20 protein-coding genes are annotated in these 18,876 nt (G+C 73.1%); 8 read left to right on the forward strand and 12 right to left on the reverse strand.

Going from position 1 to position 18,876, the window contains the following annotated elements; translation table 11 throughout:
* The coding region (locus GSF22_RS04370; RefSeq protein WP_439957740.1) for a S8 family peptidase at positions 1-1,223 on the forward strand (1,223 nt) is incomplete at its 5' end.
* Between the two features lie 329 nt (positions 1,224-1,552).
* On the opposite strand, the gene GSF22_RS04375 is transcribed toward GSF22_RS04370, so the two are convergent.
* Positions 1,553-1,831: a hypothetical protein gene (locus tag GSF22_RS04375; protein ID WP_208811431.1), complete on the reverse strand. Its 279-nt coding sequence runs from the start codon at positions 1,829-1,831 to the stop codon at positions 1,553-1,555.
* Between the two features lie 43 nt (positions 1,832-1,874).
* Complete coding sequence (locus GSF22_RS04380) at positions 1,875-2,474, reverse strand: TetR/AcrR family transcriptional regulator (RefSeq protein ID WP_208811432.1); 600 nt, start codon at positions 2,472-2,474, stop codon at positions 1,875-1,877.
* 77 nt (positions 2,475-2,551) lie between these two features.
* On the opposite strand from GSF22_RS04380, the gene GSF22_RS04385 reads away from it, so the two are divergent.
* From GSF22_RS04385 to GSF22_RS04395, 3 genes are all read left to right on the forward strand, one after another.
* A complete protein-coding gene (locus GSF22_RS04385; protein ID WP_208811433.1) occupies positions 2,552-3,052 on the forward strand; it encodes a MarR family winged helix-turn-helix transcriptional regulator in 501 nt (166 codons plus the stop codon).
* Positions 3,049-4,698: an MDR family MFS transporter gene (locus GSF22_RS04390; RefSeq protein ID WP_208811434.1), complete on the forward strand. Its 1,650-nt coding sequence runs from the start codon at positions 3,049-3,051 to the stop codon at positions 4,696-4,698. Before GSF22_RS04385 ends, GSF22_RS04390 begins: the two co-directional genes overlap by 4 nt.
* Before the next feature lie 271 nt (positions 4,699-4,969).
* The gene (locus tag GSF22_RS04395; protein ID WP_208811435.1) at positions 4,970-5,512 is read left to right on the forward strand and encodes a hypothetical protein; all 543 of its coding nucleotides are present in this window, start codon (positions 4,970-4,972) and stop codon (positions 5,510-5,512) included.
* Positions 5,513-5,622: 110 nt separating this feature from the next.
* Here the strand turns inward: GSF22_RS04395 and GSF22_RS04400 are convergent, their stop codons facing one another.
* Positions 5,623-6,654, reverse strand: coding sequence for a GNAT family N-acetyltransferase (locus tag GSF22_RS04400; RefSeq protein ID WP_208811436.1), 1,032 nt, complete (start codon positions 6,652-6,654; stop codon positions 5,623-5,625).
* A 69-nt stretch (positions 6,655-6,723) separates the two neighbouring features.
* Between GSF22_RS04400 and GSF22_RS04405 the strand changes: the two genes are divergently transcribed.
* Entirely contained in the window at positions 6,724-7,932 is a 1,209-nt protein-coding gene (locus GSF22_RS04405) for an MFS transporter (protein ID WP_208811437.1), read from the forward strand.
* Here the strand turns inward: GSF22_RS04405 and GSF22_RS04410 are convergent.
* The 6 genes from GSF22_RS04410 to GSF22_RS04435 all read right to left on the reverse strand — a co-directional run bounded on the left by GSF22_RS04410 (position 7,884) and on the right by GSF22_RS04435 (position 13,623).
* A complete protein-coding gene (locus tag GSF22_RS04410; RefSeq protein WP_208811438.1) occupies positions 7,884-8,645 on the reverse strand; it encodes a hypothetical protein in 762 nt (253 codons plus the stop codon). The two genes, GSF22_RS04405 and GSF22_RS04410, sit on opposite strands and share 49 nt — an antisense overlap.
* A complete protein-coding gene (locus tag GSF22_RS04415; protein WP_208811439.1) occupies positions 8,645-9,994 on the reverse strand; it encodes a diaminopimelate decarboxylase family protein in 1,350 nt (449 codons plus the stop codon). The genes GSF22_RS04410 and GSF22_RS04415 overlap by 1 nt, the downstream gene beginning before the upstream one ends.
* Positions 9,994-10,716 carry a 2OG-Fe dioxygenase family protein gene (locus GSF22_RS04420; protein ID WP_208811440.1) on the reverse strand — a complete coding sequence of 241 codons (723 nt, stop codon included), beginning with the start codon at positions 10,714-10,716 and terminating at the stop codon, positions 9,994-9,996. The genes GSF22_RS04415 and GSF22_RS04420 overlap by 1 nt, the downstream gene beginning before the upstream one ends.
* A 26-nt stretch (positions 10,717-10,742) precedes the next feature.
* Positions 10,743-12,005, reverse strand: coding sequence for an ATP-grasp domain-containing protein (locus GSF22_RS04425; protein ID WP_208811441.1), 1,263 nt, complete (start codon positions 12,003-12,005; stop codon positions 10,743-10,745).
* A gap of 171 nt (positions 12,006-12,176) precedes the next feature.
* The gene (locus GSF22_RS04430) at positions 12,177-13,283 is read right to left on the reverse strand and encodes a hypothetical protein (RefSeq protein WP_208811442.1); all 1,107 of its coding nucleotides are present in this window, start codon (positions 13,281-13,283) and stop codon (positions 12,177-12,179) included.
* Positions 13,284-13,302: 19 nt separating this feature from the next.
* Complete coding sequence (locus GSF22_RS04435; protein WP_208811443.1) at positions 13,303-13,623, reverse strand: PadR family transcriptional regulator; 321 nt, start codon at positions 13,621-13,623, stop codon at positions 13,303-13,305.
* A gap of 75 nt (positions 13,624-13,698) precedes the next feature.
* Between GSF22_RS04435 and GSF22_RS04440 the strand changes: the two genes are divergently transcribed.
* Positions 13,699-14,475, forward strand: coding sequence for an aminoglycoside phosphotransferase family protein (locus tag GSF22_RS04440; protein ID WP_307803713.1), 777 nt, complete (start codon positions 13,699-13,701; stop codon positions 14,473-14,475).
* 7 nt (positions 14,476-14,482) lie between these two features.
* Here the strand turns inward: GSF22_RS04440 and GSF22_RS04445 are convergent, their stop codons facing one another.
* Entirely contained in the window at positions 14,483-15,199 is a 717-nt protein-coding gene (locus GSF22_RS04445) for an alpha/beta hydrolase (protein ID WP_208811445.1), read from the reverse strand.
* A gap of 120 nt (positions 15,200-15,319) precedes the next feature.
* On the opposite strand from GSF22_RS04445, the gene GSF22_RS04450 reads away from it, so the two are divergent.
* On the forward strand, positions 15,320-16,060 hold the full coding sequence (locus GSF22_RS04450; protein WP_208811446.1) for a class I SAM-dependent methyltransferase: 741 nt from the start codon (positions 15,320-15,322) through the stop codon (positions 16,058-16,060).
* 107 nt (positions 16,061-16,167) lie between these two features.
* Positions 16,168-16,896, forward strand: coding sequence for a DJ-1/PfpI family protein (locus GSF22_RS04455; RefSeq protein ID WP_208811447.1), 729 nt, complete (start codon positions 16,168-16,170; stop codon positions 16,894-16,896).
* A 37-nt stretch (positions 16,897-16,933) separates the two neighbouring features.
* Here GSF22_RS04455 and GSF22_RS04460 read toward each other — a convergent pair whose 3' ends face one another.
* Positions 16,934-17,776, reverse strand: a complete 843-nt coding sequence (locus GSF22_RS04460; RefSeq protein WP_208811448.1) for an alpha/beta fold hydrolase — start codon at positions 17,774-17,776, stop codon at positions 16,934-16,936.
* A 19-nt stretch (positions 17,777-17,795) separates the two neighbouring features.
* Positions 17,796-18,686, reverse strand: a complete 891-nt coding sequence (locus GSF22_RS04465) for a bifunctional helix-turn-helix transcriptional regulator/GNAT family N-acetyltransferase (RefSeq protein ID WP_208811449.1) — start codon at positions 18,684-18,686, stop codon at positions 17,796-17,798.
* Between the last annotated feature and the right edge of the window lie 190 nt (positions 18,687-18,876).

Below are 18,876 nucleotides of genomic sequence, written 5' to 3' on the forward strand. Positions count from 1 at the left end.
GACCGGATCCCATGAGACTCCCCCGCCCCCACCGAACCCGATTCGCCGCCCTCGGCCTGCTCGTGGCCTCGGCGACGGTCGCCGCCACGACCGGCGGTCCGGCCGCCGCAGCCCCACCGACGGGTGAGATCCTGCGGGCCGGCGGTGCCACCGCCGTCGCCGGCAGCTACCTCGTCGTCGTCAAGGACCGCACCGTCGGCGGTCCGGCCGGCACCCGGAGCACCGCCGTGAGCGCCCTGGCCGACACCCTCGCCGACCGGTACGGCGCCCGCGTCGGACACCGGTACGGCCACGCGCTCAACGGATTCGAGGCGCGGCTGTCCGAGCGGGCGGCCCGACGCCTCGCCGCCGACCCGGCGGTCGCCTACGTCGAGCAGAACCACACCGTACGGGCATACACCACCCAGACCGGCGCCCCGTGGAACCTGGACCGCATCGACCAGCGGACCCTGCCCCTGAGCGGCACCTACAGCTTCGTCAGCACCGGTGCCGGACCCACCACGTACATCATCGACACCGGCATCCGCACCACCCACACCGAGTTCGCCGGGCGGGCGGTGGGCGGATACGACGCGGTCGACGGCGCCCTGCCCGCCGACGACTGCAACGGGCACGGCACCCACGTCGCCGGCATCGCCGGCGGCACCCGGTTCGGGGTGGCGAAGCAGGCCCGGTTGGTCGCCGTACGGGTCCTCGACTGCCTCGGCAGCGGTACCATCGCCGGGGTCGTCGCCGGGGTCAACTGGGTGACCGCCCAGCACCAGTTCGGTCAGCCGGCCGTGGCGAACATGAGCCTCGGCGGTGCGCTCAACACCTCGCTGAACACGGCGGTGGCGAACTCGATCCTGGACGGGGTGACCTACGTGGTCGCCGCCGGCAGCAGCGGCACGGACGCCTGCAACACCTCACCCCAGGCGGTCGGTACCGCGATCCGGGTGGGCGCCACCACGAGCAGCGACACCCGCGCCCCCTTCTCCAACTGGGGTTCCTGCGTGGACATGTACGCCCCGGGCCTGAGCATCCCGTCGGCGTGGTACAGCGGTGACGCCGCCACCAACACCCTCAGCGGTACGTCGATGGCCGCGCCGCACGTGGCCGGGGCTGCCGCCCGGGTCCTGCAGAACAATCCCACCTGGCCCCCGGCACAGGTCAAGGCGTACCTGCTGGCTCAGGCCACCGTCGTCAACGGCCTGCGGCTGCTGTACATGGACCCGCTGACCTGATCCTGAGGTGCCCCGCCGGCCCGGTGGCGTCGGCGGGGCACCGCCCGCCCTCGGGAAACCCGATCCCTGATCTGCTCCACGGCCGAGGGGCAGCGTCGCGCGCCCACGACGCGGGTGATCGAGGTGCCGCACCGGCGCAGCGAGGCGTCCGTCGACGCCCGCCGCGATCCACTCGGCGTGCAGCGCGTCGGCGTCCGAGACGTACAGGTACACCATCGCGTCCGTACGGGTCGGGTCGTGGTCGACCCACTCGGAGAGATGCTGCGACACCCGCGTCACCCGTCGCTGGTGATGGAGCGTGGGCCCCGGCGGCACGGTAGCACCGGCTGCTACGCCGACGGCGGTACCGGCGGGGGCAGCCGCAGGAACGCGTACAGCCCGGCCGCGTTGTTCACGGTGCTGACGCTGACCAGTTCCCAGCCGAAGTAGTGGGCGAGACAGTCGACCGCCGTCATCAACTCGGTGACCCCGCTGCCGGTCAGCCCCCGGTGGGCCAGCACGGCGAGATGCCGGTACGGGTACTGCCGGAGGTCGATCTCGTTGCGGAGCACCGCCTCGGCGGAGATGATCCGGGTCTGGGCGAGCCGCTCGGGCGTCAGTCGGGCCATACGCGCACAGTAGACAGCCGACGCACCGACGGGTCCCGGCCGGCTAGTATTCGGCCGCCGCCAGGGGCGTGGCTTCGGTCAGTGCCATGCGTACCGCGTCGGGTAGCGGCCGGTCCGGGTGGTCGATCCAGTGCTGGACGGCGACCCGGACGACGGCCAGGAAGGTCGCCGCCAGGACACGGGACCGCAGGGCGACGTCGGGGCCGGTGAGCCGGTGGGCGAGTTCGGCGACCAGCTCCCGCTCGACGGCGGTGTACGCGGCGGCCTGGTGCGCGACCACGCTGGGGTGTCCGCGTAGCTGCTGGCGTCGGGCGAGCCAGGACGGGTCGACGTCGCCGTACATCTCGGCGGTGAGCTGCTCGGCGGCCCGGGTCAGTACCGTCCAGGGCGCCGCGTCGGCCGGCTGTTCGCGGATGAGGTGCAGTGTCCGGCGCAGCCGCACGGCGTCGCCGTGGAAGAGCGCCTCCTCCTTGCTGGAGAAGTAGTTCGAGAACGTCCGTCGGGAGACGTTCGCCGCGTCGGCGATCGCCTCGACGGTGACCCGGTCCCAGCCCCGTTCGACGGCGAGTCGCAGGGCCGCCTCGTGCAGGGCGAGACGGGTGGCCGCCTTCTTGCGCTCCCGCAACCCCGTGCTGTCGTCCACGGCTACAGGGTACGGGCAGGTGATTCAGTTCTCACTGAGAAAACTTGCGCACTGGGCAAGATTGCGGGAATCCTTGCATGCGGCATCCATCGGCAGCGGAGGAGGCGACGGTGCAGGCCAGCGTCAACGAACTCGGCATCCGGCTGCACGCCCTGGTCAGAGGCATCCGACTGATCAAGCAGCACCGGGTGCACGAGCGGCCCGGGATCCCGGCCGGCATGGTCGGCATGCTGCTGGAACTGGACAAACTACGCGAGGGGTGCCATGCCCGCGATCTCACCGACCGCACCGGCCTGGACCAGTCCACCATCAGTCGCGCGGTGACCTGGCTGGTCGCGCACGGCCTGGTGGAGCGGCGCACCGACCCCACCGACCGCCGCGCCGCCATCCTGGCGGTGACCCCGGCCGGCCGGGCCGCCCTGGTCGAGACCTACGACTGGTACGGCGAGGTGCTCGGCCGGGCCCTGGCCGACTGGACCCCCGACGAGGTCGGCGCGCTCGCCCACGCCCTCGACCGGTTCACCCGCGACATCGAGGGCACTCTCCGACACCACGACGACCTGGAGGCGGCGCGATGAGCGCACCCACCACCACCGCGCCCCCCGGTGCGCAGGCGATGACCCACCGGCAGACCTTGGAGGCGCTCAGCGGGCTGCTGCTGGTGCTCTTCGTCGCGATGCTCAGCGGCACGGTCGTCTCGATCGCCCTGCCGAACATCATCGGTGCGCTCGACGGCTCCCAGACGCAGTACACCTGGGTCGTCACCGCGACCCTGCTGACGGCCACCGCGACCACCCCGATCTGGGGCAAACTGGCCGACCTGTTCCACAAGAAGACCCTGGTACAGATCGCCATCGTCGTCTTCCTGGTGGGCTCGGTGGTCGCCGGCCTGTCGCAGACCGCCGGTCAGCTCATCGCCGCCCGCGCCTTCCAGGGCATCGGGGTCGGCGGCCTCCAGGCCCTCGTCCAGGTCGCCATCGCCGCGATGATCCCGCCCCGCGAGCGCGGCCGGTACAACGGGTACCTCGGTGCCGTCATGGCCGTCGCCACCGTCGGCGGCCCGCTGCTCGGCGGCCTCATCGTCGACACCTCCTGGCTCGGCTGGCGGTGGTGCTTCTTCGTCGGGGTACCGGTCGCCGCCATCGCACTGGTCATCCTCCAGGCCACCCTGCACCTGCCCACCACCCGCCGCGACAACGTGCAGATCGACTACCTGGGCGCCCTGCTCATCGCCGCCGGGGTGAGCGTGCTGCTCGTCTGGATCTCCTTCGTCGACAGCTCGTTCGCCTGGCTGTCCTGGCAGACCGCCGCCATGGTCGGCGGGTCGGTGCTCCTGCTCGCCCTGGCCGTCGTCGTCGAGGCACGGGCCGCCGAACCGGTGGTGCCGCTGGGCATCGTCCGCCAGCACACCACCGCCCTGGCGATCCTCGGCAGTCTCGCCGTCGGCATGGCCATGTTCGGCGGGGCTGTCTTCCTCGGCCAGTACTTCCAGATCGGCCGGGGCTACAGCCCCACCGAGGCCGGTCTGCTCACCATCCCGATGATGGCCGGTGTCCTCGGCTCCTCGATCGTCTCCGGGCGCATGATCACCCGGAGTGGCCGGGTCAAGCCGTACATCGTCGTCGGCGCCGTGGTCCTGGTCGTCGGCTTCGCCGTCCTCGGCACCATCGACCACGAGACCCCGCTGTGGTTCGTGGGTACGGCGATGTTCCTGGTCGGCACCGGCGTCGGCATGACCATGCAGAACCTCGTCCTCGCCGTGCAGAACACCGTGCCCCTGCGGGACATCGGCGCCGCCAGTTCCACGGTCGCGTTCTTCCGGTCCCTCGGCGGCACCATCGGCGTCTCCGTACTCGGCGCCGTCCTCGCCCGCCGGGTCTCCGACCAGATCACCCGCGACCTCGCCGCCGCCGGCGTACCCGCCTCCGGCAGCGGCGGGGCGGGCAGCAGCCTCAACCTCGACGCGCTGCCCGGCCCGGTGCAGGAGATCGTCCGGGCCGCGTACGGCGACGCCACCGGTCACATCTTCTTCATCTCCGCCGCCATCGCGCTGGTCGGCGTGATCGCTGCACTGCTGCTGCGCCCGGTCACCCTGCGCTCCAGCCTCGACCTGCCCGCGACGGCCGGGCCGGCCGTCGACGGCCCGGAGCCGCGCAACGGCGACCCCGTCGCGGACGCGGCGGACGTCGGGACCGGTCGGGCCGGCACGGCGACCCGGCACTGAGCGCGCCCGGCAACCGGGCGGTCGCTCTGCCCCGGTGTCGGGCGCGCGGTCACCGGTCGCCCCGACGTGTTCGGGCCTGGCAGACTGAGCGCGACTGACCCCTCCACCGGGAGCCGGATTGCCCATCACGCCCGACGGGTGGCGCACCACGCGAAGCGGCCTGCTCGTCCCACCGTCCGCGTCGAGTGGCACGCCGGACAGGGGCACCGCCGACGACGTCCGGCCCGGGCAACGCCGAGGGGCAGGGCTCGCCGGGGCGGTGCGCACCTGGATGGCGCGGCCCAGCGCGGCGGAGTGGTTGCAGGCCTTCGGCGCCGTCGCGTCCCTGCTGATCTCGGTGGTCGCGGTGGTCGTGGCGCTCAGCGGCCAGCACGCCCAGAACCAACGCGAGAAGAGCCGCTACGCCACCCGGGTCTCCGCGTGGTTCGACGACGTGGCGGCCGAGGGGCCGAGCCTGACGATCGTCATGCAGAACCGCTCGCCCGTCCCGGTTCACCTGCTGGCGCTGTACGTGGACTACCTGGACGGCGGCGACCGGGACGACATCGCCCGGTACTCCTGGGACGCCTGGCACGAACTGCCGCCGTGTTCGACAGTGCGGATCGATGCGCCCTTCGACGGGCCACGGCCCCATTCCTACCTGCGGTTCGTGTTCCGGGAGAACGCCACCACCTGGCTGAACGACAACCTGGGGGTGCACGAGGTCGACGGTCTGCGTCTCGTCCCCGACCTGCCGTTCGACGGCCGCGAGCGTACGCAGCCGTCGCGGGTCGTGGACGTCCGGGAGGCGAGCGACTGCGGCGTGGACGGCTGACCCCGGAACCATCCGAGCGCGACACGGCTGTTGCCGTCCCGGTGCCCTGGGACACCGTGCTGGCACGGACGGAGCAGCTCGACAGGCAGCGGTTCCGGGGTCTGCCGCAGCTACCGCAGCGGTTTGACGAAGGCGTCCTGCCCGACCAGCCGGCAGCCCCGGGAGCGTTTCGCCCGGTCCGCCCCCGTGGAGTAGTAGATCGTGCGGACCCCGAGCGAGTGGGCGTGGTCGATCAGCCAGTAGAACAGCAGCCCGAAGTAGACCGGCAGGTCACCCTTGACCGGGTAGTCGAACCCGGCGGTCCGGGCGTACAGCTCGTCCCGCCAGTGGAAGAACAGCAGCGACCCGCAGCGCCGCCCGGACAGGTCCGCGAAGGCCACCCGGGCCGTGCCGGGCAGGTGCGTGGCGATGGTCTCCCGGAGTCGGCGGGTGGCCTGCGGGTCGAACGCGCCGCCGTACCGGTCGGTCAGGGCCGTCTCGAACCGGGCCAGGTCGTCCTGGACCTCGGCGGTGACCGGGTGCACGGTCACGCCCAGTCCGGCGTCGGCGAGCCGGCTGATCTCCCGCTTGACCATGATCCGGGTCTTGGAGCGCAGTCCGTCGAGGTACCCGGCCAGCCCGGTGTCGGGTACGGCCAGCAGGGCGGCGGTGGCGTGGCACCGGATGCGGTACCCGCGCCCGGTGAGCACCTGCCGGGTCACCGCGTCGTCGGCGTCGACGTAGAGCATGCCCACCGACCGCATTCCCCGGTCGACGGCGAGCCGCTCGGCCCGGGCCAGCAGGGCGTCGGTGAGCCGGGCCCGGGTGGCGGGATCCGTTCCGGCCGCGTTGATCCGGGTGTGCGCCGGATGGCGTCCGCCGCAGAACAGGCTCGGCATCGGCTCGTCGGGCGACCCGGTGACGACGTCGGCACGGCACAGCGGGAACGGTGAGGTCGTCGCCACCGGATAGCAGGCCAGGGTGGCGGTCGCCGGCCCGGGAACGCCGGTCGCCTCGGCCACCAGGTGGACGGGTGCCAGGTCGGCGGTGGCCTCGGCGACGGTCAACCAGGGTACGGCGCCGTAGAAACCGCCGGGCTCCACTGTGGCGTCCCACCGCGCCGGGTCGAGGTCGGCCACCCGGCTGGTCTGTGTCACGGTCACGGTCACGGTCACGGTCGTCCCCCTGCTGCCGGGCTGGCGCTGTCCCGCCCGGCCCGCTTTACTCGGCTGGTGCGTCCACTGGGATCGGTTGTCGAGCGGGTGGTGGGTGACGAGATCCCCGGCCCGCTGCGCCCCATTCTCACGTCGATCCTGGTGAACTTCACCGCGCTGGGTCTGTTCGGCATCTTCTTCGGTCCGTGGTTGACCACCGAGTTGCACGCCCCGGCCGGTACGGCCGCGCTGGCGTACGTGGTGGCCGGGATCGGCGGGATCGTCGGCGGCTACCTCGGCGGCCGGGCCAGTGACCGGTACGGGCCCCGCCCGGTGATCGCCGTGGGCGCCGCCGTGCAGACCGCCGCCTGCCTGGCGCTGCTCATCCCGGGGCTGGGCGTCCCGGCCGCCGCCGTCCTGCTGGTCGTGGTCACCTCCACCCAGCCGGTACGCGGCGTGGCGCAGCGGACCGCGCTGGTCCGGGCCGCCGCCGCCGACCGGCGGGAGGCGGCGTTCGCCGGGTACCGCCTGGTGGTCAACCTCGGTGCGCTGGCCGGTCCGCTGGCCGGCGCGGCGCTGCTCCAGGCGGACTGGTGGGCACTGCACCTGGGGCTGGCGGTGCTGTTCGGGTGCTCGCTGCTGCTGGGTCTGCGGGTCGCCCCGGGGCGGCCGGAAGCCGGTGCGACGACCGACCGGCCCGGTGCCGGTGCGGCCCTGCGGGACCCCCGACTGTGGGTGGTCCTGTTCGCCACCACCGCCGCGTGGACGGTGATGTACACCTACGAGCTGGTCCTGCCGATCGTGCTGACCCAGTCGTACGGCATCTCCCCCGCCACCTGGGGACTGCTCTACGGGCTGGGTCCGGCCATGGTGGTGCTGCTCCAACTGCGGGTCACCCGCTGGTTGGCGCCGGTACCGTCGGTGTTCCGGCTGGTCGCGGGGGTGGCCCTGATGGGGGGCGCGTTCCTGGTGCTGCTCGGCACGGTGGACCTCCCCGTGCTGCTGGTGCTGATCGTGCTGTTCATGCTGGGTGACCTCGTGTGGGGACCGGTGAGCGACGATCTGGCGGTGGCGATCGCTCCGCCCGGGCGGCAGGGCACCTACCTGGGGGTGGTCACGGCCAGCATCTGGCTCGGCGGGGCACTGGCCCCCGGGATCGGGCTGCCGGTGCGGGAACGGTACGGCGAGAGTGTGCTGTGGATCGGGGTGGCCGTGCTGGCCACCGTCGCCGGGGTGAGCTACGCGACGATCGGGCGGCGTACCCGGGCGTCGCAGAGTTCCTCGTAGATCCGCACCGCCCGGTCGTAGGCCGGACGGAGCCCGGCCGGTACGGGTACCGGTGGGCGGGTGGCCGGCGGCAGGATACGGGTGCTGCTCTCCAGGGTCGCGTGCCACTTGGCCTGCGACTCCTGCTCGTCGGGTGACCAGGGCCGGATCCGCCCGTCGTCCCAGTGCAGCATGCGCGGGTCGAACGCCAGGCCCACCCGGTCGCAGTAGGCGGCCAGGACAGCCGCCGGTCGGCTGCGGAACGTGTCGCCCTCCACGACGACCGGGGACTGGCCGAGCGCGTGCACCCGCCGCCACAGCCGCCCGAGGGCGAGGAACCCGAACTCGTCCTCGGTGAAGTCCGGTTTGAGTGGCCGCAACGAGGCCAGCACCGTGGCCGGGTGCCGGAGGATGAAGGTGTTGGTGATGCCGGCCAGGTAGTCGTCGGACAGGTAGGGCTCGGCCTGGAAGGCCAGGTCCTTGACGAACACCACCGGACCTTGGCTACCGTCGATCTGCGCCGTCGCCCACCGGCCGTCCCGGTCAACCTTGTGTGCCTGCTCCCCGTACCGGTCCGAGCGGCGGTCCCGGCCGAAGTAGTAGCAGTCGGTGAAGGGCTCGTGCACGGCGGTGGTGTCCGCCCGGTTGGCGAAGGTCCGCTCGAAGGCGGTGGAGACCGACCGGGGCGCGGCCCAGACCGCGATGGTACGGCGTGGCGCTACGGACGGCGGCATCAGACGGGTTCCTGGGTGTGGACGGCGGGCGTCACGGCGAACCGGAAGATGTCCTCGTACCGCTCGCCCCGCCAGCAGAGCGTGCCCTGCCCGCCGGAGACCGACACCACGGGCACCCGGGGACGGTTGAAACTGGTCGCCCGGGTCACGCTGTACGCCCCGGCGTCGTGGACCACCACCACGTCCCCGGTACGCACGTCACCGGGGAGCGGGACGTCGAGGGAGAACACGTCGCCCTCGTAGCACAGTGGTCCGCCGAGCATCACCGGTTCGTCCGGCGCGCCGTCGCGCAGCAGTTCGAACCGGTGCCGTTCGGCCACCCCGGCGGTGGGCAGCAGGTTCAGCCCGCCGTCGAGGAGGACCCAGGTGCCCTGCCCGGTCCGTTTCACGCCCACCACCCGGGTCACCAGGACCATCGCGTCGGAGACCAGCGCCCGGCCGGGCTCGCACTCCACCCGCAGGCCGGTCAGGTCGTACGTCCGCAGCAGCTCGGTCAGGCCGGCGCCGAACGCGGTGACGGAGAACGGCTCCGGGGCGGGCTCGGCGCGGGCGGCGGTGACCTCGCTGAGCCCGGCGACGGCGCCCTTGATGCGCTGGATGCCGGGCACCCCGAACCCACCGCCGATGTTGATCCGGTCGATCGGGGCCCGGGGCCGGGTCCGGGCCACCCAGGCCAGCAACGAGTCCATCGCGGCCAGCAGCGCGTCGGCGCGGGTGATCTGCGAGCCGAGGTGGCAGTGCACCCCGGTCAGTCGCAGCTCGGGCCGGGCCAGGATCGCGTCGACCATCCGGTCGGCGTCACCGGTGGCGATCGGCCAACCGAACTTCGACGGGTTGCGGCGCAGCGGTCGGGCCCCGGCCGGCGGGTAGGCGGCGCCGGGCGGGTACCGGTCGGCGGGCGGGTAGACGTCCTCGGGCGGGAAGACCCGCAGCCCGACCGGTACCGTCACGCCCCGCTCGGCGGCGAGCTGGCCCAGGATCGCGATCTCGTCCTCACCGTCGATGTTGACGAAGACCCCGTGGTCCACCGCGTCGCGCAGCTCCGTGGCGGTCTTCACCGGCCCGTTGAACACGATCCGGTCCGCCGGGAAACCGGCGTCGAGGGCGGCCCGCAGCTCGTACCCGGACACCACGTCCACGCCGGTACCGGCGGCGCGCAGCGTCGCGGTGACCGCCGGCAGGTAGTTGGTCTTCAGCGAGAAGAGGACCCGGGCCGGGGCCAGGGCTGCGGCCAGCCGCTCGACGTTGGCCCGCAACCGGTCCGGGGAGAACACGTAGACGGGGGTGCCCCAGGTCTCGGACACCTGCCGCAGCGACGCCCGGCTGAACGCGTCCTGCCCGGCCGTCATCACGACACGCCCTGTGGTACGGCCGCCGCGCCGTCGCCGGCCAGCGCGGCCCGCTCGAACTCCTCGCCGTACTTGCGGTTGGCCCACTCGTTGAAGGCGACGATCCACAGGTCACGGTGGCCCCGGGTGCCGTCGGCGGCGACGATGTCGGTGGCGTTGTGCCACATCGCACCGTCGGCGTAGACCAGGGCCTGGTTGGGTTGCAGGGTCACCCGGAAGAACGGTTCCCCGCCACCGACCGGCATCAGCTCGTTCTCGCCGCCGGTGATGTTGTGCCGGTCGAAGACGGCGAGCATGCCGTACTGGTGGCCGTCGCGGTGCGGCCCCTCCGGCACCGAGACACCGGCGATCTCCGGGCTGGTCACCACCCGGCACTGGTGCACGTTGATCTGCCAGTCGCGGTCGCGGTCCAGGTCGAGCGCCTGCGCACCCGCGATGATCTGCGGGCCCGGGTCGATCCGCAGGGGCTCGAAGTGCCGCTGCACGCCGCCGACGAGACCGTTGACCCGGCGGGGTTGCAGGAACGGGCGGTGCGGCAGCAACACCATCCGCCAGGTGTCCGCCGCGTGGTCGAACGACAACCGGTACTGCGAGAAGCGCCGGTACCGCTGCCGGCCCCCGGTGTACGGGTCGAACGGCAACTGCGCGAACTCGGCGAGGACCTCCGGGGCCGGTGCGGGGATGTCGATGACCCGGTACGTGCCTTCCCTGGGTTGTGCCATCGGAACAGCTCTCCGTTCGTCGATCGTCAGTGCGCGTTCTCCACCTGGAGGGAGATCTGGTTGGCGGCGGTGTCCGCCCGGCGGGCCGCCTCGGCGGGGGTCTGCGCGGTCGCCACCACGTGGCCGTAGAGCTGGTGGTTGCTGGTGGGCGCGCCCACCACGGCACCGGGTGCGAGCCGTACCTCGACGTCGGTGACGCCCGGTATCCGCCCGGCGAGCGCGACGCCGTGCACGGCGGTGACCCGGCCGGCGGCGGGCGGCATGAGGTAGCGGGTCGCCGCGCCCCGGCGGCGGGTCGGGGTGAGCTGCGGCTGCTCCCCGAGGTGCATCCGGACCACCTCGCGGAGCACCGGCACGCCGAGGGCCGCCTCGATCTCGGTGGCGATCTCGGCGCCACCGAGCCGGGCGTTGACCTCGATGACCCGGGGACCGTCGGCGGTCATCTTGACCTCGGTGTGCGCGGCACCGAAGTCGTGGCCGACGGCGCGCAGTGCGGCGGTGGCGGTCTCCGCCAGCGCGGCGACGACCGGCTCCGGCAGCAGGGAGGGGAAGGTGTCGCCCAGCTCGGCGAAGTACGGGTGCGGGCCGAGCAGCTTGTCGGTCACCCCGAGCACGGTGACCGCCCCGTCGACCGTCACCGTCTCGACACTGACCTCGTACCCGAGGCAGTACTCCTCGACCAGCGCACCGGGTGGGCGCCGTTGGCCGCGTGCGTCGTACCGCACGGCGGAGATCGTCCCGTGGTGCGCCAGCACGTCCTCGACGGTGTGACACAGTCGCACGCCGGTACTCGCCGACTCGGTCATCGGTTTGACCACGCAGGGCAGCCCGAGGTCGGCGACGGCGGCCCGGGCGTCGGCGGCGGTGACCGCGTGCACGAAGCGCGGGCAGGGCACCCCGGCGGCGGCGAACACCTGCCGGCTGACCAGCTTGTCGCGGGCCCGCAGGGCGGCGTCCGGGTCGAGCCCGGGCAGGCCCAGTTTCCGGGCCGCTGCGGCGACGACCGGTAGGTTGTAGTCGCAGTTCGTGTAGATCCCGCGCAGCCGGCGGCCCCGGGTCACCGACCCGACGGTGGCGAGCAGGCCCTCGGTGTCCCCGGTGGCGCCGACGGCCACCTCCACCCCGGCAGCGGCCGTGACGGCGGCGAAGGTGGGCAGGTCGACGTACCGGTCCGGGGTGTCGGTCAGGAAGACCACGTCGTGACCGAGATCCGCGGCGACGGTGACCGGGCGGAGCCCCGAAGTGGAGTGTTGGGCCTCCACGACCACGACGACGTCGGCGATGGTCACATCGTCCCCCCGGATGCGATGTCGGTACGCCCCGGACCGTCCGGCCCGGCACCCGGCCCACCGTAGCATCAACGGATGTCAGTGTGGTGTCGGCGTCGTGACGGGCTGCGGCCCTGATACCCGTCGACCACGGTGCGGGGGCTGCCGACGGCACGTCCGCAGTCGTCGCGGCTACCCGGCCGGGGTCGCCGACCGCTGTCCGACGTGGAGCGCCGGCTGCCGACGTGGCAGGGTGGCCAGCGCGAGCCCGAGAAGCGCGGCGGCGCAGCCGACGACGAAGAGCAGCGAACCTGCGGGCTGACCGAGCCACTCCCACAGTGGATGCGGGGTGGGGTGCGCCTCCGTCCGGTGGTGCCGGAGGAGCCCCGGCACGGTCAGCAGGACGGGCAGCCACCACAGCACCAGCGCGAGCCCGAACAGCATGGTGACCGTGACCCGGACGACCGATCGGCCCTCGGTCCGCCGGCTGGCCCAGCCGAAGACCAGCCAGGCGATCGCGGCGCCGAGCAGGCCGCCGGCCATGGCCGCCGGATGGACCGCCAGGGGTGCCGCCCTGGTCAGCGCGACCCACAGGTACGTATCCTGCACGGTCGTTCGGGACGACACCTCCACGGTGAGGATGGTGTCGCCGCGCTGCGCGACGAGTGTGGTCAGGTTGGTCGGGTCGCAGCGGCCGTCGGGGCAGTCGACCGCGTTGCGGACGAGCGGGTCCGCGACCTGCCAACCGCCGTCGCGCAGCCGCTGCCGGGTACGGGCCACGATCTCGTCTGGATCGATCGGCGGATGGCCGGTGACACCGGTGCCGACGGCGGCCGGACCGTACTCGCCACCGTCGAAGAACAGCAGGCTGGGCAGGGCCTCCCAGCTCAACGGCTGCCCGTAGATCAGGAAGAGCGCCGGTGCCGGCTCGATGACACCGATCTCGTGCTCCGGGAACACCCCGCTGAGGACCGCCCTGGCCGCGACCGGGTCGGGCAGGGGACGCGCGGTCTCCCAGGCGACCCGGGTGGCCGCCGCCGCACCGAACAGACCCCAGACGACGGCGGTGAGGACGGCCCACACGACGACCGTCCGGCTGGCGGGCCGGCCGAGCCGGCAGCGCAGTCCGTGCCCGATCAGGTTGACCGCCTCCCGCACGGTCGGTCTGGTCCGACCGGGCCGCGCGGCGTCCCGCAACGTGTCGAGCAGTTCGTCGCCCCGCTCCCGACGGTACGCCCGGGGGTAGGTCAGCAGCAGCCGGCGGTACCGGCGGATGAGCGGAGCACCGTCGTTCGGCATGGGTGGCCTTTCCTGGCTGTCAGGCGGGGCGCGGACGGGTGGCCCGCAGCCGGGTCTCCGCTGCGGTGGCGAGCTGGCGCAGCCGGGCGGCCTGGGCGCTCAGCGCGGTCAGCCCGGCCGGCGTGAGCCGGTAGTAGCGGCGTCGCCGCCCGTCGACCGTCTCGTCGTGGTCGTGGGCGACGAGGCCCTCGGCGGTCAGCCGGTCCAGCGCGGTGTAGAGCGTGCCGGTCAGCAGGTTGACCCGCTGCTCGGACAGGGTGGCCACCTCCTGCACGATGCCGTACCCGTGGCGCGGCCCGTCAGCGAGCGCGGTGAGGATGAGGAATGTCGGCTCTCGCATCGCGGTCACCCCATGACGATAGATAAGTGATCAATGCATAGTCAACGGCCCCGCGCCCTACGGCACAATGGAGTGGTGACGGGGGAGCAACGTCTGGCCGGCGGCAACACCGGCGGAGCAGTGCGGGTCGGTGACACCGTCCGCCGGGTCCCGGGCCCGTGGACACCGTCGGTGCACGCGCTGCTCCGGCACCTGGCAGCCGCCGGTTTCCGGGACGCGCCCCGGGCCCTCGGCTTCGACGGGCAGGGGCGGGAGGTGCTGTCGTACCTGCCGGGCGAGGTGGTCGGGACCACCCGGCCGTGGCCCGCCTGGGTGCACAGTGACGAGGCGCTGGGCCAGGTCGCCCGCTGGCTGCGCGACCTGCACGCCGCCACGACGGACTTCGTACCCCCGCCGGACGCGGTCTGGCGGGAGGGCGGGACCTGGCGACCCGGCATGGTGGTCGGCCACAACGACGCGGCCCCCTACAACGCGGCCTGGTCGGACGGGCGTCTCGTCGGCTTCTTCGACTGGGACTTCGCCGCGCCGGTCACCCCGGAGTGGGATCTGGCCTTCACCGCTTTCGCCTGGGTGCCGCTGCACGCCCGGCACGTCGTGGCGGCGGAGGGCTTCACCGCGTTCGCCGACCGGCCCCGACGGCTCCGGCTGTTCCTGGACGCCTACGGCTGGACCGGTCCGACCGGGCCGTTCGTCGAGGTCGTCCGGCAACGGGTCACCGCGTCCGCCGACGGCATCCGCCGGGTGGCGGCGGCCGGCGATCCCGCCTACCGCAGCATGGTCGCGCACGGCGTCGACACGACGCTGGACACCGCCGTGGCCGAGCTCGCCGACTTCCCCACCGGGGCCGGGTGACGCCGGGTCAGGTCAGGGCGGCGGCGACCGCGTCCATCGCCTGCTGTACCGCCTGCCGGGACTCGGCGGTGGGGTCGAGCATGTCGAACCCGTGCCGGCCGTTCGGCACGTCGACGACCGTCAGCGGTGACCGGGCGGACCGGGCGGCGGCGACGAACGCCTCGACCGTACCGGCGATGTGCTCGTTCTCCAGCCCGACCCGGGTCAACACGATCGGCAGGTCACCCGCACCGGCGACCGCCTCGACGGGGGTGAACCCCGGGTCGACCGTCGGGTCCAACGGGGCGAGCATCGGATAGGTCGCCGCGACGCAGCGCAGCCAGTCCGGCGGGGTACGCAGCCAGTGGGCCAGCAGCAGGCCGCCACCGGAGAAGAACCAGAGGGCGATCCGGTCGGCCGTCACCCGGGGATCCGCCCGGACCGTCCGCACCGCCGCCTCGACGTCGGCGACGGCCGTCGGGAAACCGGCGGTGTCGTGCAGCCGGTGGTCGACGGTGACACCGACCAGGCCACGGCCGGCCACCAGGGAGCCGTAGCCCTGGAACACCGGCCAGTCCCGGGGCGTGGGACGCAGGTCGGCCGGCAGCGGACCACCGTGCACGAAGACGACCGCCGGCCGGGGCCCGGCTGCGGCCGGCAGGTACAGGTCCACCGGGCCGTGCCGCTCCGGGGTGACCGGGTCGACCGGCAGCACGAACGGGTTCAGGTACACGGGTCCGGCCATGCCGGCAGCCTACGTAACCCAGCGGAACCAGGCGACCCCGCCGGGTGGCCGACACCCGCGACCGGTAGGTGGCGGAGAATTCGGTCGACACGGCGTACGACCGTCACGAAGGTGGACGGCATGCAGCAGGAGATCTGGGACGCCGACACCGCCCAGCGCTACGACACGCCCGGTACCGGCATGTTCGCGCCCGACGTCGTCGGGCCGACCGTGGACCGTCTCGTCGGGCTGGCTGACGGAGGCCGGGCGCTGGAGTTCGCGATCGGCACCGGCCGGATCGCCGTGCCGCTCGCCGAGCGCGGGGTACCGGTCACCGGCATCGAACTGTCCCCCGCGATGATCGGCAAACTACGGACGAAGGCCGACGACGCGACCATCCCGGTGGTCGTCGGCGACATGGCGACCGCCCTCGCCCCGGGCGAGTACACGCTCGTGTACCTCGTCTACAACACGATCTCGAATCTGCTCACCCAGGCCGAGCAGGTGGCGTGCTTCCGCAACGCCGCGCGGCACCTCGCCCCCGGCGGGCGGTTCGTCGTCGAGCTCTGGGTACCCGAGCTGCGCAAACTCCCTCCGGGTCAGCAGGCCACCGTCTGGCACTGCGAGCCCGGCTACATCGGCCTGGACACCTACGACGTGCTGCACCAGCATGTGGTGTCACACCACTTCCACTTCGACGACAGCCGGCAGGCCCGGCTGTTCCGCTCCCCGCACCGGTACATCTGGCCCGCCGAGCTCGATCTGATGGCCCAGCTCGCCGGTTTCACGCTGGAGAGCCGGCACGCGGACTGGACCGGCGCGGAGTTCACCGCCGGGTCGCGGTCCCACGTGTCGGTCTACCGCCTCCCGGCCGTCCGGTAGCCCCGTCACGGGGTCCCGGAGCCATCGCAGCTGATCTACAGTGGACCCCCGGCTCGGCGCCCGGTCGCGGTACCGCCGGCTGCGGATCGCACACGAGGAGGGCGCACATGCACCGTCGGGAGTTTCTGGGCAGGGCCGGCGCCATCGGGACCGGTGCCGCGGTCGCCGCGACGGCGCTGACCACCGCTGCACCCGCCCACGCCGCAGCCGCACCGCGCACCGCGGAGAACCCGCTGCGGGTGCAGATCGTCATGTTCGACGGGGTGGAGGAGCAGGACTTCGCCGGGCCGTACGAGGTCTTCTCCCTCGCCGGTCGGCTCAGCTCCGGTGCGGTACGCGCCAGCTACGTCACCGCCGACCGGCCCCGATCGATCGTCGCCGCGTTCGGCACCACCGTACGGGTCACGAACGGCTGGGACCCGTACGCGGCCGACCTGATCGTGGTACCCGGTGGCGGGTTCGGTCGGCGGGACAGCCCGGGGATCTGGCCGGAGATCGAGAAGGGCACCCTGCCCCGGGCCCTCGCCGCAGCCGCCCGCCCGGGCCTGACCATCTCGTCGCTGTGCACCGGCGCGATCCTGCTCGCCGCAGCCGGGCTGACCACCGGCCGCCCGTGCACCACGCACAGTGGCGCCAAGGCCGAGCTGACCGCCCGGGGCGGGGTGGTCAAGAACGCCCGGGTCGTCGACGACGGTGACCTGGTCACCTCGGCCGGCATCACCTCCGGTCTCGATCTCGCACTGCACCTGGTCAAGCGGGAGATCGGGTCCGACGTCGCGGTGCGGGTCGAGGAGGTGCTCGAGTACCAGGCCCGGGGCACCGTCTGGACGCGCTGACCCGTTCGGTGCCACCGGACGGTGGTGCCCGTCGGCGTCAGCGGCCCAGGAAGTCCACCACGGTCCGCACGAACCGCTGCGGATCGTCGAGCCACGGGCTGTGCCCGCCACCGGGCTGCACCGCCAGCTCGGCCCGGTGGAACAGGCCGGCGTACCCGGCGGCGCACGTGGGTGGCAGCGCGACGTCGTACTCGCCGGCCACGAGCAGCACCCGGGCCGCGAGGTCGGCCAGTGCGGCCCGGGTGGCCGCCGGGTCCAACGCGCCGGTCGCGTAGTAGACGGCCGCCGCGTCCACGTTCTGCAGTCGGTACTCCTCGGCGACGTGGGCTTCCCGGGCGGCGTCCCACCGGCCGTGGGTGAACGGGGTGATCGCCGCCCAGTCGGCGGGCGTCGCGGCACCTGACCAGATCCGCTCGAACGCGGCGAAGGCGTCCGGGTACCAGGCTTCCGCCCGGCGCAGTTCGACCACCGCGCGACGGTCGGCGTCGGTGATCTCCAGGCCGACCACACGGGGACTGGGGCAGACCAGCACGAGACTCCCGACGCGGTCCGGGTACCGGGCGGCGTACGACACCGCGAGCGCCCCACCGGCGGAGTGTCCACACAGGTCGACCCGGGCCAGCCCGAGGTGCGCCCGCAGGGCCTCGACATCGTCGACGAGCCGGTCACAACGGTAGCTCGTCGGGTCCGCCGGTACCGCCGACTGCCCGGTGCCGCGCAGGTCGAGTCGGACCAGGGTGCGGTGGGCGGACAGTCCACCCAGGTCCCCGAGGTAGGCGGAGGCATGCAGGGGGCCGCCGGGAAGGCAGATCAGCGGATCGCCCTGGCCGGTCTCGTGGTACGCGAGCCGGGTGCCGTCGGTGCCGTGGAAGTCCGTCACCCCCGGATCACAGGGACGATCACAGCGTCTTCTCGAACCAGTGGTGGGCGTAACGTTCGTCGTTGAACGGCGGGATCTCCCGGTAGCCGGCCGAGCGGTACAGGGCGATCGCCTCGGTGAGGTTGCGGTTGGTGTCCAGCCGGACGGCGGTCCACCCCCGTTCGGCGGCGTACCGCTCCAACTCGTGGAGGATGCGCCGGCCGAGGCCGAGGCCGCGTACCGTGTCCGACACCCAGACCCGTTTGATCTCGGCGGGCGCGTCCGGGTGAAGCTTGACCGCACCGCAGCCGACCGGCTCGCTGTCGAGGGTGGCCAGCAGGAACACCCCGGCCGGTGGGACGAGGTCGTCGTCGCGGACCGGCCGGCTCAACGCCGGGTCGTACCCGTCGTCGAAGCGCCGGGCGATGTCCCGGGCGTAGGCCCGCACGCAGGCCCGCGCCCGGGGATCGGCCGGCGGGCACGGCCCGACGACCACCATCGAGGCCATGAGCAGCCGCTCGACCTCCGCCATCGCCGTGACCAGACGGCCCCGGTGGGACGCGGTCAGCGGCGCGAGGATCGACCAGGCGAACTCGTCGGAGCGCGTGTCGAGTTCCGTCCACTCGGCCCGGCCGGCGGCGGTGAGCGTGGCGGTCCGGACCCGCCCGTCCCCTGCGGCCCGGTCGGCCGGTCCGACGGTGACGAGTCCGTCGCTCTCCAGGGTGCGCAGCAGCCGGCTGAGGTACCCCGAGTCCAGTCCGAGCCGTGTCCGCAGCGCCGCCACCTCGGCGCCGTCGGGCCCGATCTCCCACAGCAGGCGGGCCTGCGCGAGGGGCCGTCCACGGGCCATGTACCCGTCGTCGAGCGCCCCCACCCGCTGGGTGACCGTCCGGTTGAACCGCCGCACCGCGGCAATCAGCTCCACGTCCATATACCTGACTTTAGTCAGGCATGTGAACCGGCAGCGGGCCGGGGTCGAGGGCCCCACCCACCCGCACCACCCGGCGGGACACGGGCCGATGTTCCGGCAGGTCGACCTCCTCCGTCCGGTGGAAGGTCGACGGCGGCCACCGGTGGGATCAATTCCCCGAGCCGGGGCGCAACCGCCACGATCCGGACGG

This window comes from Micromonospora echinofusca, from assembly GCF_017614955.1.
Lineage (GTDB): Bacteria > Actinomycetota > Actinomycetes > Mycobacteriales > Micromonosporaceae > Micromonospora > Micromonospora echinofusca_A.